This is a genomic window from Bradyrhizobium sp. CCGB12, assembly GCF_024199845.1.
In the GTDB taxonomy this organism is placed as follows: domain Bacteria; phylum Pseudomonadota; class Alphaproteobacteria; order Rhizobiales; family Xanthobacteraceae; genus Bradyrhizobium.
On record NZ_JANADO010000001.1, the window covers coordinates 1,620,610 to 1,641,169 of the forward strand.

The following is a 20,560-nucleotide window of genomic DNA, read 5'->3' on the forward strand; positions in this document are numbered from 1 at the left end:
TGACCTCATTCCTCGGCCCAAACCTGTCCCCGGTGAGGGCGTAGCGAGACTGGCTTTTTCATGACTTCAGCGGCCCATTCTTCCGGTGCTTTGCCGGCATCGGTCGATGCGATGCTCGAACTCCTGACGTCGCGCGGCTATCTCGCCGAGCGATCGCTGGCGACGGTGACGTACCTGTCGCTGCGCATGGGCCGGCCGCTGTTTCTGGAAGGCGAAGCCGGCGTCGGCAAGACCGAGATCGCCAAGGTGCTCTCGGCGGCGCTGGGGCGGAAACTGATCCGCCTCCAGTGCTATGAAGGCCTCGACGTCTCCTCCGCGGTCTATGAGTGGAACAGCGCCGCGCAGATGATCGCGATCCGGATGGCGGAAGCTGCCGGTGACACCGATCGCGACCAGCTGTCGAGCGACATCTTCGCGGACCGCTATATGATCAAGCGGCCGTTGCTTCAGGCGCTGGAGCCCGATGTGGCCGGTCCGCCGGTGCTCTTGATCGACGAGCTCGATCGCGCCGACGAGGCATTCGAAGCGTACCTGCTCGAAATCCTAAGCGACTTCCAGGTGACCATCCCCGAATTCGGCACGGTGAAGGCGCCGAGCCCACCGATCGTCATCATCACCTCCAACCGCACCCGCGAGATCCACGACGCGCTGAAGCGGCGCTGTCTCTATCACTGGGTCGACTATCCCGCGGCCGAGCGCGAGCTCGCGATTGTCAAGTCGCGCGTGCCCGGCATCTCCGCCAAGCTGTCGCAACAGGTGGTGCGTTTCGTGCAGGCGCTGCGCAACCAGGACTTCTACAAATCGCCGGGCGTTGCCGAAACCATCGACTGGGCCACCGCTTTGTCGGAGCTCGACGCCCGCTCGCTGACCCCGCAAGTGGTCGGCGACACGCTGGGCGCGCTGCTCAAATACCAGGACGACATCACCCGGATGCAGGGGGAGACCTTGCAGAAGGTGTTGAAGGACGCGACGAGCGAGAATTGATTTTCCGTCATTCCGGGACGCGCGTAGCGCAAACCCGGAATCCATTGTGCAGCGGCGACGGTGGATGAATGGATTCCGGGTTCGCGCCAAGAGGGCGCGCCCCGGAATGACGGCTGAGAGCGTGGACCCATGGCCATCAACCACCTTGCCCCGGAGCAAACCGAGCAGTTCGCCGACAACATCGTCGGCTTTGCCCGCGCGTTGCGAGCTGCCGGCATGCCGGTCGGGCCGGGCGCGATCATCGATGCCATGAGCGCGCTCCAGGTGATCGACATCGGCAGCCGCGCCGACGTCTTCACCACGCTGGAGGCGATCTTTGTCAAGCGCCACGAGCACGCGCTGATCTTCAAGCAGGCCTTCAACCTGTTCTTCCGCGCCTCGGAAGAGTGGAAGCACATGCTGGATTCGGTGCCGCTGCCGGAGCAGGCGAAGAAGAAGCCGCAAGCCGGCGCGCGCCGCGTGCAGGAGGCGATGTCGCAGCCGCGCATGACCGAGACGCCCCAGCACCAGGAGCAGGATCTGCGCCTGTCGGTCTCCGACAGGGAGATCCTTCAGAAGAAGGATTTTGCCCAGATGAGCGCGGCGGAGATCGCCGAGGCGCTCCGCGCCGTCGAGCGCATGCGCCTGCCGCAGGCCGAGCTTCTGACGCGGCGCCAGCGCCCCGATCCCCGCGGGCTTCGCCTCGACCTCCGCCGCACGTTGCGCGCCTCCTTGCGCACCGGCGGCGAGATCATCGACATCCATCGCCTCGGACGCATAGAGAAGCCGGCGCCGATCGTCGCACTGCTCGATATCTCGGGCTCGATGAGCGAGTACACCCGCCTGTTCCTGCATTTCCTGCATGCCATCACCGACGCGCGCAAGCGCGTCTCGGTATTCCTGTTCGGTACCAGGCTGACAAACGTCACCAGGGCACTGCGCCAGCGCGACCCTGACGAGGCGCTGGCGAGCTGCTCGGCGGCGGTGGAGGATTGGGCCGGCGGCACGCGCATTGCGACCTCGCTGCACAACTTCAACAAATTGTGGGCGCGGCGCGTGCTGAGCCAGGGCGCCATCGTGCTCCTGATCTCCGACGGGCTGGAGCGGGAGGCCGATTCCAAGCTCGCCTTCGAGATGGACCGGCTGCACCGCTCTTGCCGGCGGCTGATCTGGCTGAACCCGCTGCTCCGGTTCGGCGGCTTCGAGGCCAAGGCCCAGGGCATCAAAATGATGCTCCCACACGTTGACGAATTCCGCCCCGTGCATAATTTGAGTTCGATCCAGGAGCTGATCACCACGCTCTCCCGGCCGCTGCCGCCGCATCACCGCAGCCTGATCCGCTCCGCAGCTTGAGAGGCAAGCCATGCTCGATCGCGACGAGGATATTCTGAAGGCGGCGGAGGACTGGCAGAAGGCCGGCCGTGGCGTCGCGCTCGCCACCGTCGTGGAGACCTGGGGCTCGGCCCCGCGCCCGGCGGGCTCGAGCCTCGTCATCAACGACGAGGGCACGTTCTTGGGCTCCGTCTCGGGCGGCTGCGTCGAAGGCGCCGTGGTCACCGAGGCCATGGACGTGATCGAAAGCGGCAAGCCGAAGATGCTGGAGTTTGGCGTTGCCGACGAGACCGCCTGGAACGTGGGGCTGTCCTGCGGTGGCACCATCCGCGTCTTCGTCGAGAAGGTCGGTTAGCCGTGAAGCTCGCAATCCTGCACGAACTCAATGCCGAGCGCACCGCGCGCCGGCCGGTCATCCTGGTGACGGATACCGAGAGCGGCGAGCAGCGTCTGGTGAAGGCCGCGGATTTTGCCAAGGATCCGCTGCGCGCCGAGCTGGACAAGCAGCTTCGCATGGGCAAGAGCGCCAATGTCGAAGCCGGCGGCAAGAAGCTGTTCCTCAACGTCTACGCGCCGACCGCAAAGCTCGTCATCGTCGGCGCGGTCCATATCAGCCAGGCGCTGGCGCCGCTGGCGCGCTCGCTCGGTTATGACGTCACCGTGGTCGATCCGCGTACGGCCTTTGCCAGCCCCGAGCGCTTTCCCGACATTCCTCTCGTCGCGGAATGGCCGGACACGGCGCTGCCGCCGCTCAATGTCGATGCCTACACCGCGTTCGTCGCGGTGACGCACGATCCGAAGATCGACGATCCCGCGCTGCTGCACGCCTTCGAGCGCAACTGCTTCTACATCGGCGCGCTCGGCTCGCGGAAGACGCACGCCAAGCGCGGCGACCGGTTGCGGGCGCAGGGCGCCAAGGAAAGCGACATCGCGCGCATCCATGCGCCCATTGGACTTGCGATCGGCGCGGTCTCTCCGTCCGAGATTGCGGTGTCGATCATGGCCGAGATCACGGCGGTGCTCCGCCTGCCTCCAAAAGAAAAAGAAGAAGCGGCATGAAGTTCGGACCGGCGAGCCCCAAGGACGCGATCGGGGGTGTGACCGTCCACACCCTGCGCCAGGGACCGCTGGTGCTGAAGAAAGGCACGACGATCGGACCTGCGGAAGTCGAAGCGCTGACGCGTGCCGGCATCAAGGAGGTCGTGGTGGTGCGCATGGAGGAGGGCGACGTCTCCGAGGATATCGCCGCCGCCAGCATCGCGCTCGCCGTCGGCGGCGAGGGCATCCATGTCGAGCGTGCCTTCACCGGCCGCGCCAACCTGTTCGCCGCGCGCCCGGGCGTGCTGGTGATTGACCGCGCCGCGGTCGACCGCATCAACAATATCGACGAGGCCATCACCTTTGCCACGCTCACGGCCTACAAGCCGGTGGTCGAGGGCGAGATGGTCGGTACCGTCAAGATCATCCCGTTCGGCGTCGAGGGCGCCTTGCGCGACGCCGCGGTGAAGGCGGCCGGCAACGACGTCCTGAAGATCGCGCCTTATGTGATCCAGCGCGTCGGCGTGGTCTCGACGCTACTGCCGGGCCTGTCCTCCAAGGTGATCGACAAGACGCTGCGCGTGACCGCCGAGCGGCTGGCGCCGGCCGGCGCCAGCATCATTGCCGAGCGGCGGGTCCAGCACGACGAGCGCGCGCTGTCGGCCGCGATCAAGGAACTGCTCGGGCTTGGCGCTGAACTGGTCATTGTGTTCGGGGCGTCCGCGATCGCCGATCGCCGCGACGTCATTCCCGCGGCGGTCACGGGGATCGGGGGCGAGATCGAGCATTTCGGCATGCCGGTCGACCCCGGCAATCTGCTGCTGATCGCGCGGGCCGGCGGCGTGCCGGTACTGGGCGCGCCGGGCTGTGCGCGTTCGCCGGTCGAGAACGGCTTCGACTGGGTGCTGATGCGGCTGCTTGCCGGCATCAAGGTGACGCGCTCCGAACTGATGGGCATGGGCGTCGGCGGCCTCCTGATGGAGATCGTGACGCGGCCGCAGCCGCGCGCACAGCCGGAGACCGAGGGCAACCGCCAGGTCGCGGCAATCGTGCTCGCGGCGGGCCGCTCGACCCGGATGGGCGGGCCAAACAAGCTGCTCGCGGAGTTCGACGGCAAGAAGCTGGTGCGAATTGCCACTGAACAGGCACTGGCCTCGAAGGCGTCCGAGGTGATCGTCGTTACCGGCCATCAGGCCGAGCTGGTCGAGCAGGCGTTGCAAGGCCTGAAGGTCAAATTTGTCCGCAATCCGGATTTCGTTGGCGGCATCGCGACCTCGGTCAAGACGGGCATCGCGGCCGTGCCCGAGAGCTTTGACGGCGCCGTGGTGTGTCTCGGCGACATGCCGCTGATCGACGCCGGCCTGATCGACCGCCTCATCGACGGCTTTGCGCCGGACCGCGGCAATCTCATCGTCGTACCCGTCAGCGAAGGCCGACGCGGCAATCCCGTGCTGTGGTCGCGCCGCTTCTTCAAGGAATTGCTGACCCTCGACGGCGACGTCGGTGCGCGACACCTGATCGCCAAGCACGCCGAAGCCGTCGCCGAGGTGCCCGTCGACGGCGAGAGCGCCTTCCTCGACATCGACACCCCGCAGGCGCTGGAAGCGGCAAGACGGGGGTGACGCTGCCGTAAATGACGGTGCCGCAGGGTGGGCAAAGGCGCGTAGCGCCGTGCCCACCATCTCTCGGTGCATGTCGTCTACAATTGGTGGGCACGCTTCGCTTTGCCCGCCCTACGGCACCTCCCATTCGGCTCGATTTCAACCACCCGTTCACCATCTGGAAACGACCGCCGCTTAGAGTCGTCTGCACCTGCCTTGGGGGGAGGGGCTTTTCCATGGCTTCGAACGTCGTCGCGCGCCGTTGCGCGATGTTTTTCTTTGCGCTGTCGGTTTGTGTCTCCGGCGCTCGTTACATCACCGAAGCCCATGCCGCCGGCGCCATCGCGGTCGGCAAGTGCGGCGCCTATGGCCAGGCCTTTGACTATGGCGCCGAGCACGAGGCTCGCGCCGCTGCACAGAAGCAATGCAAGGGCGATTGCACGACGGTGACGATGAAGCGCGCCTGCGCTGCAATTTCGGTCGATCTCGCCAATCCCTGCGGTGCCTACGGCTATGCCGTGAAGCCGAAGATTTCGGCGTCGCTCAATGCCGCCACGCGCGAATGCTACAAATACGGCGGCAAGGAATGCGTGATCCGCGCCTGGGCCTGCGACGCCAAGGGTTGATCCGTCGAGCGCTAATTCCTCTTGCTGTCAGTCCGCGGCGATGCGTAGCATCGCATGAGGAATGACATTCGAGGAATTGCATGCAGTTCGATACCAAGATCGCGGTCGTGATCCGCACCGATCTTCAGGCCTGGCAGAAGCTCAACGTCGCATCTTTCCTCACCAGCGGCATCGCCGCAGCTTTTCCGGAATGTATCGGCGAAGCCTATGAGGACGCCTCGGGCACGACATATCATGCGTTGATCGGCCAGCCGATCCTGATCTACGGCGCCGATGGTCCGGCATTGACCCGCGCGCTTGACCGCGCACTCACCCGCAACGTCAAGCCTGCGGTCTATACCGAGGACATGTTCAAGACCACGCATGATGCCGCCAATCGCGAGGCGGTGAGGGGCGTGGGGCGCACCGAGCTTAATCTCGTCGGCATCGCGATGCGCGCCGAGCGCAAGGTGATCGACAAGATCGTCGATGGGCTGAAGTTTCATAGCTAGTGAGGGCGCTCGACAGCTTCCACGTCGTCATTGCGAGCGCAGCGAAGCAATCTAGGATCTTTCCGCGGAGGGTTTCTGGATTGCTTCGTCGCAAGTGCTCCTCGCAATGACGGAGTGCGTGACTATCCCGGCGGCATACCCTCAAACCTGGGCAAGTCGGGATCGAGGCGGTCCCACTCATGTCCGCGCGCCGCATAAGTCACCACTTGCGGCTTGTAGCGCGCAGGTTCATCGAGGCTTGCGGCGCGGATGGTGAAGATGTCAGGCATTGCGGCGAATGTCAGATAGACAGGCACGCCGCATTGCGTGCAGAAGCCGCGCGTCTTCGCGTTGCCGCTGTCGGCGATCATGTCCCAGTGCCTGGCTTCGCCGGTCACCGTGACGCCGGCGCGCGCGAAGGTCATGTACGAGCCGTGACCGCTGCCGCTTTCCCGCTGGCAGTCCCGGCACTGGCAATGGTTGCTGAACAACGGCTGGCCGGCAATCGAATAACGGATCTCACCGCAGGCGCAGCCACCGGTAAAGGGCTTCTCCATCGCGATGTCTCCTTACTTGTCTTCGCCGGCGATGGCGTCGAGCCGCTGCACCACCTTGACCCAGCCATCGCTCATGTTGCGATAGGCGGTGTCGTTCTTCGGCGTCACGAAGCCCGAATGCACCACACGCACGCGCGTTCCTGCTTCGACCGGCGTGAGGGACCAGGTGACGACGGTGTCGAGCGCCGAGCCGTAGCCGGTGTTGCCCTCGTCGCCGCCCTTCCACGCATAGGAAAAGCGCTTGCAAGCCACGACCTCGAGAACGCGGCAATGGATCGTGCCGTCCCAGGCGCCCGCCGGGTTGGTCTTGAAGGTGAACGTGTTGCCTTCGACTGCTTCGAAACCGGCCGGCGGCATCAGCCAGCGCGCAATCAGCTGAGCGCTGGTCAACGCCTTCCAGATCGTCTCGGCGGCATGAGGGAAGACCTCGTCGATGACGATGTCCTTTGTCTCGGCTTTCAACTCGGCTGCACTCACGGATCGATCTCCTTCAAGAGGTCACGCAGGTTCTGGAAGCGCTCGCGCCAGAACACGCCGTAATGGTCCATCCAGGTGACCAGGGGCTCGAGCCCTTGCGGCGCGGCGCGGTAGTAGACGTTGCGGCCCTCGGCACGCTCGGCGACGAGGCCGGCCTGCTTGAGGGATTTCAGGTGCTGCGAGATCGCGCCCTGGGTCACGCCGCTGCCGCGCGTGAGCTCGGCGACGCTGATCTCCTTGCTCTCGAACACCCGCTCGAACACGGCGCGACGGGTCGGGTCGCCGAGGGCGCGCATCACGGTGGTGATGGGATTTGGTGTGGCTTCGACCATGAGTTTCAATTAGCCGATACTAATGCATTAGTCAATGCTAATTCATTTCGTTCGCTCAAATGACTTTTGGAGATTGACAGTGACTGACTAGTCAGTCATAAATTGATCATGACAAAGAAGCCGACCAAAATCGCCACGTCATCCGCAGATCGCGCCAAGGCTGGGGGCGATGCGCCTCATGGCAACGACGCGGTGCCTGCCTCGAACCGCGCCACGCGCGCGGCGGAGCGGCGCGCAGCGATTGTGGAGGCGGCCATGGAGGAGTTCATCGCGCGCGGCTTTGCCGCGACGCGGCTCGACGACATCGCCAAGCGCGCCGGCGTCGCCAAGGGCACGATCTACCTGCACTTCAAGGACAAGGAATCGATGTTCGAGGAGCTGGTGCGCATCGTCATCGTCCCCGTGGTGGCGCGGCTGAATGCGCTGCCGCCGCCAACCGGAACGGTGCGCGAGCTCATCGAGACCTTTGCCGGCAACTTCCTCAAGGAGGTCATCGGCACACGGCGGGGCGATCTCGTACGCCTGATCGTGGCGGAGGGGCCGCGCTTTCCGTCCGTTGCCGATTTCTACTACCGCGAGGTCGTCTCGCGCGGGATCGCCGGCATGCGCGCCCTGATCGAGCTTGGCATCGCCCGCGGCGAGATCCGCGAGAAGAATCTCGCGCGCTATCCGCAGATCCTGGTCGCGCCCGCGATGATCGCGGTGATCTGGCAGAGCCTGTTTGCGCGGCACGCGCCACTCGACGCGCAGGACATGCTGCGCGTCCATCTCGATCTGATTTTTGGCGAACGGAGGACGACATGACGTCGTCACAGGCAATTTTCAGTCTAGCACTGACGATCGCGCTCGCGACCGGGCTGGCCGGCTGCAAGGAGAAGCGCGATCCCGGCTTCCAGGGCTGGGTCGAAGCTGACATGATCTATGTCAGTCCGGACGAAGCGGGCCGGGTGACGAAGCTCAACATTCGTGAAGGCGAAGAAGTAAAGGTCGGCGATCAGCTCTATTCCGTCGACGACGATCTCCAGCTTGCCGATCTCAATCAGACCAAGGCGACGTTGGCGAACGCGCAGCAGACCCATGATCGCGCGGAGTCGCTGAGAAAGACCGGCTCCGGAACGCAGGCGTCGCTCGATTCCGCCGTCTCGGACCTTCGGGTCGCGGAGGCGCGGGTAGTGACGTCGCAGACCCGGCTGGCGCGGCGCAAGGGGTTTGCACCCGTTGCCGGGACCATTCAGCAGATCTATTTCCGCGAGGGTGAGATGGTGGCGGCGCAGCGGCCGGTGCTCTCGATCATGCCGCCCGGCAACATGAAGCTGCGCTTCTTCGTGCCGGAGACCGAGCTGCCCAAGCTTGCGATCGGGGACACGGTGCGGATTGCCTGCGACAATTGCGCGGCCGATCTCACCGCAAAGATCTATTTCATCGCGACCTCGGCCGAGTACACCCCGCCCGTGATCTATAGTCTCGAAGAGCGTAACAAGCTGGTCTATCTGATCCAGGCGCGGCCCTCGCGCCCCGACGCCCTGCGCGTTGGACAGCCGATCAACGTCTATCTCAATCCAAAGACTCCTGTGGCGGACAGGCGATGAGTGGCGGCAACGGCATCGCGATCGACGTCAAGGGCCTGACGAAATCGTTCGGCGGCCGCGAGGTCGTGCACGATCTGTCGATGCAGGTGAAGCGCGGCTCGATCTACGGCTTCCTCGGGCCCAACGGCTCGGGCAAGACCACGACCATCCGCATCCTCTGCGGATTGCTGACGCCAGACAGCGGCGAGGGCACCTGCCTCGGCTATGACATCCGGCGCGACGCCGACAAGATCAAGCGCCAGGTCGGCTACATGACCCAGCGCTTCAGCCTCTATCAGGATCTCTCCGTCCGCGAGAACCTCGAATTCGTCGCGCGGCTCTATGGCCTGACGGACCCGCGCGGTGCTGCGCGCGACATGATCAAGCGGCTCGGACTCTCCGGCCGCGAGGAGCAGCTTGCGGGCGAGCTCTCCGGCGGCTGGAAGCAGCGGCTGGCCTTAGGTGCCTGCACGCTGCCCAGCCCGAAACTGCTGCTGCTGGACGAGCCGACCGCCGGCGTCGACCCGAAGGCACGGCGCGATTTCTGGAACGAGATTCACGCGCTGGCGGCCGATGGCCTCACCGTGCTGGTCTCGACCCATTACATGGACGAGGCCGAGCGCTGTCACGAGATCGCCTACATCGCCTACGGTCATCTGCTGACGCATGGCACGGTGGAGGAGGTCATCGCGGGATCCGCGCTGACGACCTACACCGTGACGGGCGAGGAACTGAACGAGCTCACGGCCGCGCTCACCGGCAAGCCCGGCGTGGACATGGTCGCGCCGTTCGGCACCTCTCTGCACGTCTCCGGCCGTGATGTCGCTGCGCTCGAAGCCAGCATCGCGCCCTGGCAAGACAAGAGCGGCCTGCACTGGCACAAATCGTCGCCATCGCTGGAAGATGTGTTCATCGAGCTGATGAGCCGCTCCAAGGATAATTTCCAATGAGCGCCGTCGATCAGCCAGCCCCAACGCACGAAATCCGGGAGCGCTTCGGCTTCTGGAAGCGCTCCTATGCGATGCTGGTCAAGGAGTTCATCCAGCTCAAGCGCGATCGCGTCTCGTTCGCGATGATCGTGATGTTGCCGGTGATGCAGCTTCTGCTGTTCGGCTACGCCATCAACACCACCCCGCGCCATCTGCCGAGCGCCGTGCTGCTCCAGGAGGACTCGGACCTCGCCCGCTCGATCCTGAAGGCGCTGGAAAACACCGCCTATTTCCGCTTCCTCTACGAGGTGCACGATGTCGACGATTTCGACAATCTCTTGAAATCCGGCAAGGTCCTGTTCGGCGTCGAGATCCCGCGCGGCTTCGAGCGCGCGGTGCGGCGCGGCGACAAGCCGGCGCTGCTGGTCGCGGCCGACGCCACCGATCCGGTGGCGGCGAGTTCGGCGATCGGATCGCTCGGCATGGTGGTTCAGACCGCGCTCAAGCACGATCTCTACATCGGCGATCCCCCGGAGATGCCGTTCGAGATCCGCGCGCATGCCCGCTACAATCCGGCCGCGGCCTCGAGCCTCAACATCGTGCCGGGGCTCGTTGGCACCATCCTTACCATGACCATGCTGATCTTTACCGCGCTGTCGGTCACGCGCGAGGTCGAGCGCGGCACCATGGAGAGCCTGCTGTCGATGCCGATCAAGCCGGTCGAGGTGATGTTCGGCAAGATCGTGCCCTACGTCCTGGTCGGCTTCCTCCAGGCCTTCCTCATCATTGGCATCGGCGTCGGCCTGTTCGGCGTGCCCGTGCTCGGCAACCTGTTCCTGCTGGCGTTGCTCTCGACGCTGTTCATCACCACCAATCTGGCGATCGGTTACACCATCTCGACCCTGGTGCAGAACCAGCTCCAGGCGATGCAGATGTCGATGATGTTCTTCCTGCCCAGCATTCTGCTGTCGGGCTTCATGTTCCCCTTCGCGGGCATGCCGGCCTGGGCGCAATATCTCGGCGAAGGCCTGCCGTTGACCCATTATTTGCGCATCATCCGCGCCATCATGCTCAAGGGCGCGACCATGCAGAACCTGCGCTTCGACATGCTGGCGCTGGCGGCCCTGATGCTCCTCGCCATGACCATCGCCGTGACGCGCTTCCGCCGTACGCTGGATTGAGGCACAATGCCCCGGAATCGAGGGGCGGAATGGTCAGGTTTGCCAGCAGGAAGGCGCGGCAGCACGCCGCACTATCGGAGGATTTCGAGCGCGAGCTGACACGGGAGGTGCTGCGCACCGAGCTGTTGCGGGTGCGCGCGCTGATCATGACGGGCTGCGTCATGATGTTGTTCCTCACCGCGATCTACATGATCGACCCTGCCGTGGTGAACCGGGTCTGGCGCGGAACGGAAGGGATCATCGAGGTCTACGGCCTTCTGGCCGGTTTCATCCTGTTCGAAGTCTGGGTCCACACCCAGATCAGGAAGAACCTCCGCCTCGATCGCGATCTGCCGGTGATCAGGCGCTATATCGGCACGCTGATCGAGACGTCGCTGCCCACGGTGATCCTCGTCCTGCAAATCCGGTCCATGGGCGCGCCCCAGGCGCTCGGCTTCGCCGTGCCGCTGATGTACTTCATCTTCGTCATCCTCTCGACCCTGCGGCTCGATTTCTGGCTCTCCGCATTCACAGGTTTCGTGGCCGCAGCCGGACTTCTGGCAATAGCGCTGTATTACAACTCGGCTGGCGATGGCGACGAACCCCTGATCTATCTCCATGCCGTGCGCAGCATCATCATCCTGATCGGCGGCGTGCTCGCCGGCGCCGTCGGCGCCCAGCTCCGGCGGCAATTTGCCGCGAGCATTGCGGCCGCCACCGCGCGCGACCGGGTGACCAATCTGTTCGGCCAGCACGTCTCCCCGCAGGTGGTGGAACGGCTGATGGCGGCGGGAACGAGCGCAAGCGGCGATCTCCGTCGCGTTGCGGTGATGTTCGTCGATTTCCGCGGCTTCACCGCCGGCGCGCAGTCGCGCACGCCGCAGGAGGTGGTCGACCGGCTCGACGGCGCCTTCGCCGTGTTGGTCGACATCCTCGACCGCCAGGGCGGCATCGTGAACAAGTTTCTCGGCGACGGCTTCCTCGCGCTGTTCGGCGCGCCGCTTGAGGCCTCCGATGCCGCGCACCGCGCCGTCGCCGCCGGCCGCGAGATGCTGACCGCGATGGATCGCATCAACGCCCAGACCAGCTGGCCGCTGCGGATCGGCATCGGCATCCATTTCGGCGAGGTCGTCGCCGGCAATATCGGCTCGCCCCGGCGCAAGGAATACACTGTGATTGGCGACACCGTGAACTTCGCCTCGCGACTGGAGGCGCTGAACAAGGAGTTCGGCTCGCAGCTCCTGATCTCCGCAACCGTCCGCGAGGCGCTGGGCGACGACGGCAGCGACGCCGTTGCGCTCGGCGAGGTCAAGGTGCGCGGCTATGAGCGGCCGGTCGCGGTGTTTCAGCTGGGATAGCCAGCACCACACGTTGCTGCATGCAGCTCTCTTCCATCATCAGCGATTGCTCCGATTGCTCCGAATTTTGGGGCATGACGGACGACATCGCCGGCTTGTAGACTGCCGGCGATGCAGTCGATCGCGGCTGCGATTTGCGAAGAGGAAGCGAAGATGCAGCGCCGCTACGTCACCGTCGACGTGTTCACCGACCGCGCCTTCGGCGGCAACCAGCTCGCCGTGGTGCTCGATGCCGGCGCGCTCACGACCGCGCAGATGCAGTCGATCGCGACCGAGTTCAACTATTCCGAGACGACCTTCGTGCTGCCGCCGCGCGACAAGGCCAATGATGCAGAGGTACGCATCTTCACGCCGGTGAGGGAGCTTCCCTTTGCCGGCCATCCCAATGTCGGCACCGCCTTCGTGCTGGCAAGCCTTGCCGGCGAGCCGAAACCCCGCCTGCTGTTCGAGGAGAAGGCGGGGCTCGTTCCGGTCGATATTGTCCGCGAGCAGGGCCGCGTGGTCAGCACCGAGCTCACTGCGCCGCAGCCGCTGTCGCGGCTTGCACAATGTTCTGCCGAGGAGGTCGCGGCCTGCATCTCTCTGACGGCAGATGACATCAGGACCGATCATCATGCTCCGCAAGTCGTCGGCGTCGGAACGCCCTTCGTGGTCGCGGAGGTGCAATCGCGCGAGGCGGTGCGGCGGGCCAAGCCCGATGCCGCGGCGTTCGGCCGGATGCTGCCACGTGACGGCGCTTTCGCGGTCTACTTTTATGCGAGCGATGTGCCGGCAGTGGAGGCACCCTGCGAGCGTCAGGCGCGGATGTTCTTTCCCGGAGCAAGCGGCCTGATCGAGGACCCCGCGACCGGCAGCGCGACGGTTGCGGCCGCCGCGCTGTTCGCTGATCTCGATCCCACGCGCGACGGCGAATTGAGGCTCACCATCGGCCAGGGCTTCGACATGGGCCGGCCGAGTCTCCTTCTGACCCGCGTGCGCAAGCAGGACGGCAAGATCGTTTCCGCCCATGTTGGCGGCCATTGCGTGCAGATGATGGAAGGGAAGTTCAAGCTGGCAGGGGAGGGCTGAGCTCTATCTCCCTTCGTCATGCCCGGGCTTGTCCCGGGCATCCACGTCTTGGCCGCGGGGGAAGAAGTTCGTGGATGGCCGGGACAAGCCCGGCCATGACGGTCAGGCCTGCCGTCCCGCCAAATTCTTCACCGTGACGCCATCGCGCTCCTCGATGATTTCCGCGATCATCTGGCGGTGGCAGTGGGTGTGGTCGCGCTCGTAGCAGAGCAGGCACACGGGGCCAGCCTTCTTCACCAGAGCCGAGAGCTCGTCCATTTCTTCCCTGGCCTGCGGCGTCTTCAGGTGCCTTGAATAGATATTCTCCAGCACATCGTATTGGCCGCTGCGTGCAGCGAGCCGGCCCTCCTTGGGCGTGCCGAGCGCAGCGAGGTGGACATAAGCGATGCCGCGCTCATCGAGGCCTGCTGAAAGCTGCTTCTTCGAAAAACCCGGCCGCCGCGATGACGTCACCGCGCGCACGTCGACCACGAGCTTGACGCCGGCCTGCTCCAGCTCGTCCAGCACCGCCTTGGGCGGCGTCTGCTCATAGCCGATGGTGAAGAGTTTTTTCGCCTTCGCCATGGGCCATCCTCAGCTCACCCGCGCGATCAGTTCCATGGCACCGTGCGGCGCCCGCACCTTGCCCTCGTGGATGACATAGGCGAACACGTCGCGTGGCTCCTTCTTCGGTGTGGCCTGATCAACCTTCGGCAAATCGTCGGGTTCACTGCCCGAAGCCCAGGCCTGAAAGCGCTCGGCCCAGGCATCGAGCTGCTTTGGGGGATAGCAGGTCTTGATCTCGTCATTGCCCTTCTGGAGCCTTGCATAGACGAAATCGCCGGCAACGTCGGCAATCGCCGGATATTTGCCGTGCTCGGCGAACACGACAGGCGTCTCGAATTCGCGGATCAGCGCGACGAAATCAGGCGTGCAGAAACTGTCATGGCGCACTTCCACGACATGGCGCAGCGCGCGCCCGTCGAGCTTGCGCGGCAGCAGCTCCAGAAACTTGCCGAAATCGGCGCCGTCGAACTTCTTTGTCGGCGCGAATTGCCAGAGCACGGGTCCGAGATGGTCACCGAGCTCCAGCACGCCGGAATCGTAGAACCGCTTTATGGAATCGCCGGCCTCGGCGAGAACGCGGCGGTTGGTGGCGAAGCGCGGTCCCTTCACCGAGAACACGAAACCTTCGGGCACTTCGCTTGCCCATTTGCGGAAGCTCTCCGGCTTCTGCGAGCCGTAATAGGTGCCGTTGATCTCGATCGAGGTCAGCTTCGAGGCGGCGTAGGACAGCTCTTTCGCCTGCGTCAGCTTCTCCGGGTAGAACACGCCGCGCCACGGCTCGAAGGTCCAGCCGCCGATGCCGATGAAGATGTTGCCGGATTTTTTGGACGCAGTTTTTGCTTTGGCCACGGAAGGATCTCGCATCGACGGGGAGGGACCCCATCCTAATCAAACCAGATGTGATTGGCCAGTTGGGCCGTCCCGTCTAAGCTTGCAGGTGGGAGCCGCGAAGAAGGAGAACAAGAATGCGGATGCTGTTGGTGGGAGCCGCGCTCGTCGTGATGACATCTGCTGCCATGATGTCTTCCGCCTTGGCGGATGACGACGATGCGAAAAGCGCACAGAAGCTCGCCCAGCAGGGCCGCGACGATTACTGGCATTGCCTGGCGCGGGAATATTCGCGCGACTCCAACCAGGGCCTGTCGGAACAGGATTTCGGCCGCTCGGTTGCGGGCGCCTGTCCGTCGGAGCGGCAATATTACCGGGTGGCGCTGCTCGATTATCTCACCACGCAATATCCAAACATCGATTCCGGTGCCCATCTCGCTACCGCGAACAGGGCGGTGGAGTCGGCGCAGAAGGACATCGTGACGGCCTACGTCAAGCACCGGTCGCCGGCGAAGTAGGGAATGGGGCGTGGCGAATAGCGAGTAGGGCCAGAGAACCTGCCTTCAATTCGCTACTCGCGATTCGCCCCGTCGGCAGGCCTTCCGGCTGCGCGCGCATCCATGGTATCACTGGGCCATCTGAAGCAGGGGTGGGTCCATGTCGTCTGAGTCGGTGGGGGGCATTCTGGGCGCGATCGTCGCGGCGATCGTGCTTGCGGTCGCCGTCATGTTCGGGCCGATCGGACAGTACGGCAAGGCGCCCAAGCCGGCGAAAGTCGAACCCGCCCCCGCGACGGCGCCCGCAGCCCCTGCAACTCCGGCGCCACGGGGACCTGTGATCCGGGAAGTACCCAACCAATAGGGCACGAAAAACGGGTTTTAGCCCCCTTGCGAAGCGGATTCCTCGTTCCTATCTAGCTTTCAACGGCGACGTTGAGCGAAAACTCCGGCGCTGGGACGACCTTGGAATAGCTTAGGCTTGCGCCGGATGTACGCGCGGTCCGCCGTTCCGGGGTCGTTGGCATTTTGGGGCCCCTTCGGGCCGTTCCCCGGACAACCCCCGGCTTGGCAGCGCTAGAACTTGGCAGCGCAGGACGCGGCAGATATACGCTGCCGTCATGAACGAAGCGATCAGACCGGGCGCCGACGCCCTTCCACAGGCTCAAGAGGGGCCGGAACTGTCGGTCATCGTCCCGACCTTCAACGAGCGCGACAACGTCACGGTGCTGTACCGGCGGCTGGAGGCGACGCTTGCCAACGTTGCCTGGGAAGTCGTGTTCGTCGACGACAATTCACCCGACGGCACCTGGGACGTCGTGCGCGCGCTGGCGCTGCGCGACAGCCGCGTCCGCTGTGTCCGCCGCATCGGCCGTCGCGGCCTCTCGGGCGCCTGTATCGAGGGTATTCTCGCCTCGAGCGCACCCTATGTGGCCGTGATCGACGCCGACCTCCAGCACGACGAGACGCAGCTGCCGAAGATGCTGTTGCTGCTCGCGAGCGACGAGGCCGACCTCGTGGTCGGCAGCCGCTATATCGAGGGCTACAAGAGCGAGGGGTTCAACAAGCAGCGCGCCGGGGCCAGCGCCCTGGCGACCGAGGTCGCCAAGAAGATGCTGCGGGTCGAGATCGCCGATCCCATGAGCGGCTTCTTCATGATTCGCCGCGATCGGTTCGAGCAGCTCGCGCCAAAGCTTTCCGTGCACGGCTTCAAGATCCTGCTCGATGTCGTCGCGACCGCGCACGGCGGCTTGCGGGCCGTCGAGATTCCCTACACCTTCGGCGCCCGCCAGCACGGCGAGAGCAAGCTCGATTCCATGGTCGCGCTCGATTTCCTCGGCCTCGTCCTTGCCAAGCTGAGCAACGACATCGTCTCGTTGCGCTTCATCCTGTTCGCGATGGTCGGCGGCATCGGTCTCGTGGTGCATCTCACCACGCTGTTCCTCGGGCTTCAGCTGTTCAAGGCGCCGTTCGCGGAGGCGCAGGCCGCCGGCGCCATCGTCGCCATGACCAGCAATTTCATCCTCAACAACTTCCTCACCTATCGCGACCAGCGCCTGAAGGGCTTTGCGCTGCTGCGCGGCCTGATCGCGTTCTACATCGTGTGTAGCGTCGGGCTGCTCGCCAATGTCGGCGTCGCCTTCTCGGTCTACGACCAGGAGCCGATCTGGTGGCTGGCCGGCATGGCCGGCGCGCTGATGGGCGTGGTGTGGAACTACGCGATGTCCGGACTGTTCGTCTGGCGCAAGAAATAGCTCGATATGGGCGGAGCTGACGCGCGGATCATCCGCAACACCGCGCTGGTGATTCTTGCGCTGGTGGCTCTGCGGCTGGTCGCGGCCGCGTTCACGCCGATTACCTTCGACGAAGCCTATTACTGGATGTGGTCGAAGAATCTGGCGGGCGGTTACTACGACCACCCGCCGATGGTGGCCTATGTGATCCGCGCCGGCACGATGATCGCCGGCGACACCGAGCTCGGCGTTCGCCTCGTCTCGATCCTGCTGGCGCTGCCGATGAGCTATGCGGTCTATCGCTCCGCGGCGATCCTGTTCGGCGGCGCGCGCGTGGCCGCCAACAGCGCCATCCTGCTCAACGTGACGATGATGGCCTCGGTCGGCACGCTGATCGTGACGCCCGATGCGCCGCTGCTGGTCGCCTCCAGTTTCGTGCTGTTCTTCCTCGCAAAAGTGCTGGAGACCGGACGCGGGGCCTGGTGGCTCGCGGTCGGCGCAGCCGTTGGTGCGGCGCTGCTGTCGAAATACACCGCGATGTTCTTTGGCGCGGCGATCCTGATCTGGCTCGCTTCCGTGCCAAAGCTGCGGCGCTGGTTTCTCTCGCCCTGGCCCTATCTCGGCGGTCTCGTTGCGCTGGCGCTGTTCTCACCGGTGATCCTCTGGAACGCGGATCATCATTGGGTCTCGTTCGCAAAGCAGCTCGGCCGTGCCAAGATCGAGGACTTTCGCCCCGTTTTCATCGCCGAGCTGATCCCGACCCAGATCGCGTTCGCGACCCCGCTCGTCTTCATCCTCGGCGCGATGGGCCTGCACGCGTTGACCTGGCACCGGGCCGGCGCGCTGGCCTCGCGGGTGCTGATCGAGACGATGTTCTGGACCATCGTCGCCTATTTCATCTGGCATTCGCTGCATGCCCGCGTCGAGGCCAACTGGTTCGCACCGATCTATCCGCCCTTCGTCGTTGCCGCGGCAGCCGCCGCCAACCTCGTGCAATGGAGGCCGCGCCCGCGTAGGCTGGTCGATTTCTGCCTGCGCTGGGCGGCGCCGGTGGGCATCGTGATGTTTGTAGCCCTGATCGTGCAGGCCAATACCGGCTGGTTGTCTGGATATCGCCGCGATGCCACCGTGCGCAGCGTCGGCGTCGGCTGGCGCGAGCTTGCCGCCGAGATCGAAGCGGTGCGCGCGCGTAGTGGCGCGACCTGTGTGCTCGCGCAGGACTACGGCACAACGGGCTGGCTCGCCTTTTATCTGCCGCCCGGCACCTGCGTGGCGCAGCAGACCCAGCGCATCCGCTGGGTCAACATGCCCGAGCCCGATCCCAAGCTGCTCGCCGGTAAGCTGCTCTATGTGGACGAGCTGCGCGCAGGCGGTCATCCCGCCCTCAACGACCTCTTTGCGACGGTGACGCAAATTGCGCAATTGCAGCGCAAGCGCGGGCCGCTCGTGGTCGAGACCTACGGCATCGATCTGCTCGAAGGCGCCAAGGGCGACGTGCTCGACCGCTCCCCGCCGCCGGAAGCGCGGTAGCGGTCTCCGCCGGGACGACGGCGGAGTGTTGGGGAGACGCGGTGGGCGTTCAGTCGACCGTCTCTGCCTTCGTCGTGTCCTGCCTCGGCCCATCCCGGTCGCGCCAGAACCAGACGGTCACGACGCCGGAGCGGCCGCGGACCTGGGTGAGGAGGGGGCCTGTCAGGATGCCGTCGGGAGCGCCGTGGAAGTCGGCAGCATCCAGCAGCGTATCGCTCAGCGCGAGCCGCGCGTCGTTCTGCGCGGCGACCCCCATCAGCCGGCTCGCGACGTTGACGGTGTCGCCTGTCGCCGTGATGTGCTGATGGCTCTCGCCGAGGCGGGAGGCGACGATCTCGCCGAAATGCGCGCCGATCTTGAAGCCGATCTGATCCTCGATCGCTGGCGGCAGCGAGGCGATCCAGCGTTCGACGCCGCGATGCAGGTCGATCGCGCATGTCAGCGCCCGCGCCGCGTCATCGGGCATGGCGCGTGGCAGGCCGAACAGGATCATGGCGCCGTCGCCCAGAAAGCCGGTGATCATGCCGCCGCAATCGACCGCGGTCTTGTCGATCAGCGCGTGAAACGCCTTCAGGATTTCCTGGAGCGCGTCCGGATCGGTCCGTTCGCTCAGCGCCGTGAAGCCGGACAGATCGATGAAGACCACGGCAGCGTCCTGGCGAACCGGCTTCGACAGAAAATGAGGATCGCGCGCCAGCCACTCCTGCACCGCCGGTGCCTGCAATTGCGCCAGCGACCGGCTCTTGGCGGCGAGATATTGCGTGCGGCGGCCTCCTGCCCACAATTGCGCGCCGATAAAGACTGCCACCGGCGGCACTGTGGCCGCGAGCGTGGTCGCGGCGTTCAGCCAGACGCCGTGCGTGAACGCGAACACGTTGAGCCCGGCCCAGGCGATCATCACCGCGGTCGCCGCCACGATGCCGAGCGTGCTGCGCCGCCAGGCGAGCAGCCCGACCAGCAGCATCGGCAAGAGGATCGCGGCGAATGCGTCGGCGATACGAACTCTGCGGTCGCGCACGATGCCGTCGCCGGCGACGAGATGGGTGATCGCGGTCGAGACCACCTCGACGCCCGGCATCAGGGAATCGAACGGCGTCGGGTAGAAGTCGCCGCCGCCGGCGACCGAGGCGCCGATCACGACGATTCGGTTCTCGATGGCGGCGCGGCTGAGCGTGCCGTCGAAGATGCTCTGCGCGCTGACGGTGCGGATGGTGCGGCGCGGGCCGTAATAGGTGATCGGCAGCGCGAAGTCGGTGTCGGTCGGCACCGCGCGGTCGCCGAGCATGAGATGATCGGGTGCGATCGTCAGCGGCTTGTCGAGCGCACGCGCCGCGACGCGCAACGGAAATGACAATTCGACCTTGTCGCGGGTCCGGAACAACATCGGCACCGAGAGCGGCGAGCCCGACTGTCCCGTTGCGACGTTGACGACGCCGACCTCGGCATGATCGGCAAAGGCGGGCAGCGGCAGCAGGAAGCGTTCGGCCTGCGGCAGCACGGCGAGGGGATCGTCACTGCTGGGCACCACGGCCTCGCTGGCGGCCGGGAAGATCGCGGCGGCCGCGAGCACCATGGGACCGGTGGCGAGCGTGTTCGCCAGCGTCGCATCCCCGATCGCGGCGCTGCGGTCGACCAGCAGCAGGTCGATCGCGACGACCTTCGGCTTGAATTGCACGATGGTGTCGACGACGCGCGCAAGATCCGCGCGTGGCAGCGGATAGCTGCCGCCGCGCTTCACCACGGTATCGTCGATCGCGACGATGGTGACGAGATCGGGCGGACGCCGCACGCCGCGGACCTGAGTCCGCCAATCCGTCAGCGTCGCCTCGAGGCGGTCGAGAAAGCGCAGATGGCCGTTGGCGTGCGCGGCAAAGACGCCTGCGCCCCACAATGCGGTGAGGACGAGTGCCACGAGGATCTGAACGCCTCGGCTACGCATGCGGTCTT

The 20,560-nt window shown here is 65.2% G+C and carries 23 protein-coding genes; 17 read left to right on the top strand and 6 right to left on the bottom strand.

Annotated elements, in window-relative coordinates:
* The first annotated feature begins 60 nt into the window (after positions 1-60).
* From NLM27_RS07565 to NLM27_RS07595, 7 genes are all read left to right on the top strand, one after another.
* Positions 61-984: a MoxR family ATPase gene (locus NLM27_RS07565; protein ID WP_254142748.1), complete on the top strand. Its 924-nt coding sequence runs from the start codon at positions 61-63 to the stop codon at positions 982-984.
* Between the two features lie 129 nt (positions 985-1,113).
* Complete coding sequence (locus tag NLM27_RS07570) at positions 1,114-2,316, top strand: VWA domain-containing protein (protein ID WP_254142749.1); 1,203 nt, start codon at positions 1,114-1,116, stop codon at positions 2,314-2,316.
* 10 nt (positions 2,317-2,326) lie between these two features.
* Positions 2,327-2,650 carry an XdhC family protein gene (locus NLM27_RS07575; RefSeq protein ID WP_008564652.1) on the top strand — a complete coding sequence of 108 codons (324 nt, stop codon included), beginning with the start codon at positions 2,327-2,329 and terminating at the stop codon, positions 2,648-2,650.
* 2 nt (positions 2,651-2,652) lie between these two features.
* Positions 2,653-3,354, top strand: a complete 702-nt coding sequence (locus NLM27_RS07580; RefSeq protein ID WP_254142750.1) for an XdhC family protein — start codon at positions 2,653-2,655, stop codon at positions 3,352-3,354.
* Positions 3,351-4,955: an NTP transferase domain-containing protein gene (locus NLM27_RS07585; RefSeq protein WP_254142751.1), complete on the top strand. Its 1,605-nt coding sequence runs from the start codon at positions 3,351-3,353 to the stop codon at positions 4,953-4,955. The genes NLM27_RS07580 and NLM27_RS07585 overlap by 4 nt, the downstream gene beginning before the upstream one ends.
* A gap of 215 nt (positions 4,956-5,170) precedes the next feature.
* A complete protein-coding gene (locus tag NLM27_RS07590) occupies positions 5,171-5,560 on the top strand; it encodes a DUF4189 domain-containing protein (protein WP_254142752.1) in 390 nt (129 codons plus the stop codon).
* 80 nt (positions 5,561-5,640) lie between these two features.
* Positions 5,641-6,051 (top strand): DUF2000 family protein, encoded by a 411-nt coding sequence (locus NLM27_RS07595; protein WP_254142753.1) that lies wholly within the window; start codon positions 5,641-5,643, stop codon positions 6,049-6,051.
* A gap of 122 nt (positions 6,052-6,173) precedes the next feature.
* Here the strand turns inward: NLM27_RS07595 and NLM27_RS07600 are convergent, their stop codons facing one another.
* From NLM27_RS07600 to NLM27_RS07610, 3 genes are read right to left on the bottom strand one after another with little or no spacing between them, the layout of a single operon-like run.
* Positions 6,174-6,587, bottom strand: a complete 414-nt coding sequence (locus NLM27_RS07600) for a GFA family protein (RefSeq protein WP_254142754.1) — start codon at positions 6,585-6,587, stop codon at positions 6,174-6,176.
* Between the two features lie 12 nt (positions 6,588-6,599).
* A complete protein-coding gene (locus tag NLM27_RS07605) occupies positions 6,600-7,064 on the bottom strand; it encodes an SRPBCC domain-containing protein (RefSeq protein WP_254142755.1) in 465 nt (154 codons plus the stop codon).
* Positions 7,061-7,396 (bottom strand): helix-turn-helix transcriptional regulator, encoded by a 336-nt coding sequence (locus NLM27_RS07610; RefSeq protein ID WP_254142756.1) that lies wholly within the window; start codon positions 7,394-7,396, stop codon positions 7,061-7,063. Before NLM27_RS07610 ends, NLM27_RS07605 begins: the two co-directional genes overlap by 4 nt.
* 108 nt (positions 7,397-7,504) lie before the next feature.
* On the opposite strand from NLM27_RS07610, the gene NLM27_RS07615 reads away from it, so the two are divergent.
* The 6 genes from NLM27_RS07615 (at position 7,505) to NLM27_RS07640 (ending at position 13,479) form a co-directional block, all read left to right on the top strand.
* Positions 7,505-8,200 (top strand): TetR/AcrR family transcriptional regulator, encoded by a 696-nt coding sequence (locus NLM27_RS07615; RefSeq protein WP_254142757.1) that lies wholly within the window; start codon positions 7,505-7,507, stop codon positions 8,198-8,200.
* Positions 8,197-8,985: an HlyD family secretion protein gene (locus tag NLM27_RS07620; protein ID WP_254142758.1), complete on the top strand. Its 789-nt coding sequence runs from the start codon at positions 8,197-8,199 to the stop codon at positions 8,983-8,985. Before NLM27_RS07615 ends, NLM27_RS07620 begins: the two co-directional genes overlap by 4 nt.
* Entirely contained in the window at positions 8,982-9,914 is a 933-nt protein-coding gene (locus tag NLM27_RS07625) for an ABC transporter ATP-binding protein (protein ID WP_254142759.1), read from the top strand. The genes NLM27_RS07620 and NLM27_RS07625 overlap by 4 nt, the downstream gene beginning before the upstream one ends.
* The gene (locus NLM27_RS07630; RefSeq protein ID WP_254142760.1) at positions 9,911-11,074 is read left to right on the top strand and encodes an ABC transporter permease; all 1,164 of its coding nucleotides are present in this window, start codon (positions 9,911-9,913) and stop codon (positions 11,072-11,074) included. The genes NLM27_RS07625 and NLM27_RS07630 overlap by 4 nt, the downstream gene beginning before the upstream one ends.
* 29 nt (positions 11,075-11,103) lie before the next feature.
* Complete coding sequence (locus NLM27_RS07635) at positions 11,104-12,411, top strand: adenylate/guanylate cyclase domain-containing protein (protein ID WP_254142761.1); 1,308 nt, start codon at positions 11,104-11,106, stop codon at positions 12,409-12,411.
* Between the two features lie 153 nt (positions 12,412-12,564).
* On the top strand, positions 12,565-13,479 hold the full coding sequence (locus NLM27_RS07640) for a PhzF family phenazine biosynthesis protein (protein ID WP_254142762.1): 915 nt from the start codon (positions 12,565-12,567) through the stop codon (positions 13,477-13,479).
* Between the two features lie 102 nt (positions 13,480-13,581).
* On the opposite strand, the gene NLM27_RS07645 is transcribed toward NLM27_RS07640, so the two are convergent.
* On the bottom strand, positions 13,582-14,043 hold the full coding sequence (locus tag NLM27_RS07645) for a DUF488 family protein (protein ID WP_254142763.1): 462 nt from the start codon (positions 14,041-14,043) through the stop codon (positions 13,582-13,584).
* Between the two features lie 9 nt (positions 14,044-14,052).
* Complete coding sequence (locus tag NLM27_RS07650) at positions 14,053-14,889, bottom strand: DUF72 domain-containing protein (protein WP_254142764.1); 837 nt, start codon at positions 14,887-14,889, stop codon at positions 14,053-14,055.
* Between the two features lie 101 nt (positions 14,890-14,990).
* Between NLM27_RS07650 and NLM27_RS07655 the strand changes: the two genes are divergently transcribed.
* From NLM27_RS07655 to NLM27_RS07670, 4 genes are all read left to right on the top strand, one after another.
* Complete coding sequence (locus tag NLM27_RS07655; RefSeq protein ID WP_254142765.1) at positions 14,991-15,371, top strand: hypothetical protein; 381 nt, start codon at positions 14,991-14,993, stop codon at positions 15,369-15,371.
* Between the two features lie 139 nt (positions 15,372-15,510).
* Positions 15,511-15,714: a hypothetical protein gene (locus tag NLM27_RS07660; protein WP_254142766.1), complete on the top strand. Its 204-nt coding sequence runs from the start codon at positions 15,511-15,513 to the stop codon at positions 15,712-15,714.
* Positions 15,715-15,970: 256 nt separating this feature from the next.
* Positions 15,971-17,104 carry a glycosyltransferase family 2 protein gene (locus tag NLM27_RS07665; RefSeq protein WP_254142767.1) on the top strand — a complete coding sequence of 378 codons (1,134 nt, stop codon included), beginning with the start codon at positions 15,971-15,973 and terminating at the stop codon, positions 17,102-17,104.
* Between the two features lie 6 nt (positions 17,105-17,110).
* Positions 17,111-18,613, top strand: coding sequence for a glycosyltransferase family 39 protein (locus NLM27_RS07670; protein ID WP_254142768.1), 1,503 nt, complete (start codon positions 17,111-17,113; stop codon positions 18,611-18,613).
* Between the two features lie 49 nt (positions 18,614-18,662).
* Here NLM27_RS07670 and NLM27_RS07675 read toward each other — a convergent pair whose 3' ends face one another.
* Positions 18,663-20,552 (bottom strand): CHASE2 domain-containing protein, encoded by a 1,890-nt coding sequence (locus tag NLM27_RS07675; protein ID WP_254142769.1) that lies wholly within the window; start codon positions 20,550-20,552, stop codon positions 18,663-18,665.
* Between the last annotated feature and the right edge of the window lie 8 nt (positions 20,553-20,560).

Coding starts and splice junctions, on each gene's coding strand:
- NLM27_RS07565 (WP_254142748.1), top strand. CDS start 61: ATGACTTCAGCGGCCCATTCTTCCGGTGCTTTGCCGGCATCGGTCGAT.
- NLM27_RS07570 (WP_254142749.1), top strand. CDS start 1,114: ATGGCCATCAACCACCTTGCCCCGGAGCAAACCGAGCAGTTCGCCGAC.
- NLM27_RS07575 (WP_008564652.1), top strand. CDS start 2,327: ATGCTCGATCGCGACGAGGATATTCTGAAGGCGGCGGAGGACTGGCAG.
- NLM27_RS07585 (WP_254142751.1), top strand. CDS start 3,351: ATGAAGTTCGGACCGGCGAGCCCCAAGGACGCGATCGGGGGTGTGACC.
- NLM27_RS07590 (WP_254142752.1), top strand. CDS start 5,171: ATGGCTTCGAACGTCGTCGCGCGCCGTTGCGCGATGTTTTTCTTTGCG.
- NLM27_RS07595 (WP_254142753.1), top strand. CDS start 5,641: ATGCAGTTCGATACCAAGATCGCGGTCGTGATCCGCACCGATCTTCAG.
- NLM27_RS07600 (WP_254142754.1), bottom strand. CDS start 6,587: ATGGAGAAGCCCTTTACCGGTGGCTGCGCCTGCGGTGAGATCCGTTAT.
- NLM27_RS07610 (WP_254142756.1), bottom strand. CDS start 7,396: ATGGTCGAAGCCACACCAAATCCCATCACCACCGTGATGCGCGCCCTC.
- NLM27_RS07615 (WP_254142757.1), top strand. CDS start 7,505: ATGACAAAGAAGCCGACCAAAATCGCCACGTCATCCGCAGATCGCGCC.
- NLM27_RS07620 (WP_254142758.1), top strand. CDS start 8,197: ATGACGTCGTCACAGGCAATTTTCAGTCTAGCACTGACGATCGCGCTC.
- NLM27_RS07625 (WP_254142759.1), top strand. CDS start 8,982: ATGAGTGGCGGCAACGGCATCGCGATCGACGTCAAGGGCCTGACGAAA.
- NLM27_RS07630 (WP_254142760.1), top strand. CDS start 9,911: ATGAGCGCCGTCGATCAGCCAGCCCCAACGCACGAAATCCGGGAGCGC.
- NLM27_RS07635 (WP_254142761.1), top strand. CDS start 11,104: ATGGTCAGGTTTGCCAGCAGGAAGGCGCGGCAGCACGCCGCACTATCG.
- NLM27_RS07640 (WP_254142762.1), top strand. CDS start 12,565: ATGCAGCGCCGCTACGTCACCGTCGACGTGTTCACCGACCGCGCCTTC.
- NLM27_RS07645 (WP_254142763.1), bottom strand. CDS start 14,043: ATGGCGAAGGCGAAAAAACTCTTCACCATCGGCTATGAGCAGACGCCG.
- NLM27_RS07650 (WP_254142764.1), bottom strand. CDS start 14,889: ATGCGAGATCCTTCCGTGGCCAAAGCAAAAACTGCGTCCAAAAAATCC.
- NLM27_RS07655 (WP_254142765.1), top strand. CDS start 14,991: ATGCGGATGCTGTTGGTGGGAGCCGCGCTCGTCGTGATGACATCTGCT.
- NLM27_RS07660 (WP_254142766.1), top strand. CDS start 15,511: ATGTCGTCTGAGTCGGTGGGGGGCATTCTGGGCGCGATCGTCGCGGCG.
- NLM27_RS07665 (WP_254142767.1), top strand. CDS start 15,971: ATGAACGAAGCGATCAGACCGGGCGCCGACGCCCTTCCACAGGCTCAA.
- NLM27_RS07670 (WP_254142768.1), top strand. CDS start 17,111: ATGGGCGGAGCTGACGCGCGGATCATCCGCAACACCGCGCTGGTGATT.
- NLM27_RS07675 (WP_254142769.1), bottom strand. CDS start 20,552: ATGCGTAGCCGAGGCGTTCAGATCCTCGTGGCACTCGTCCTCACCGCA.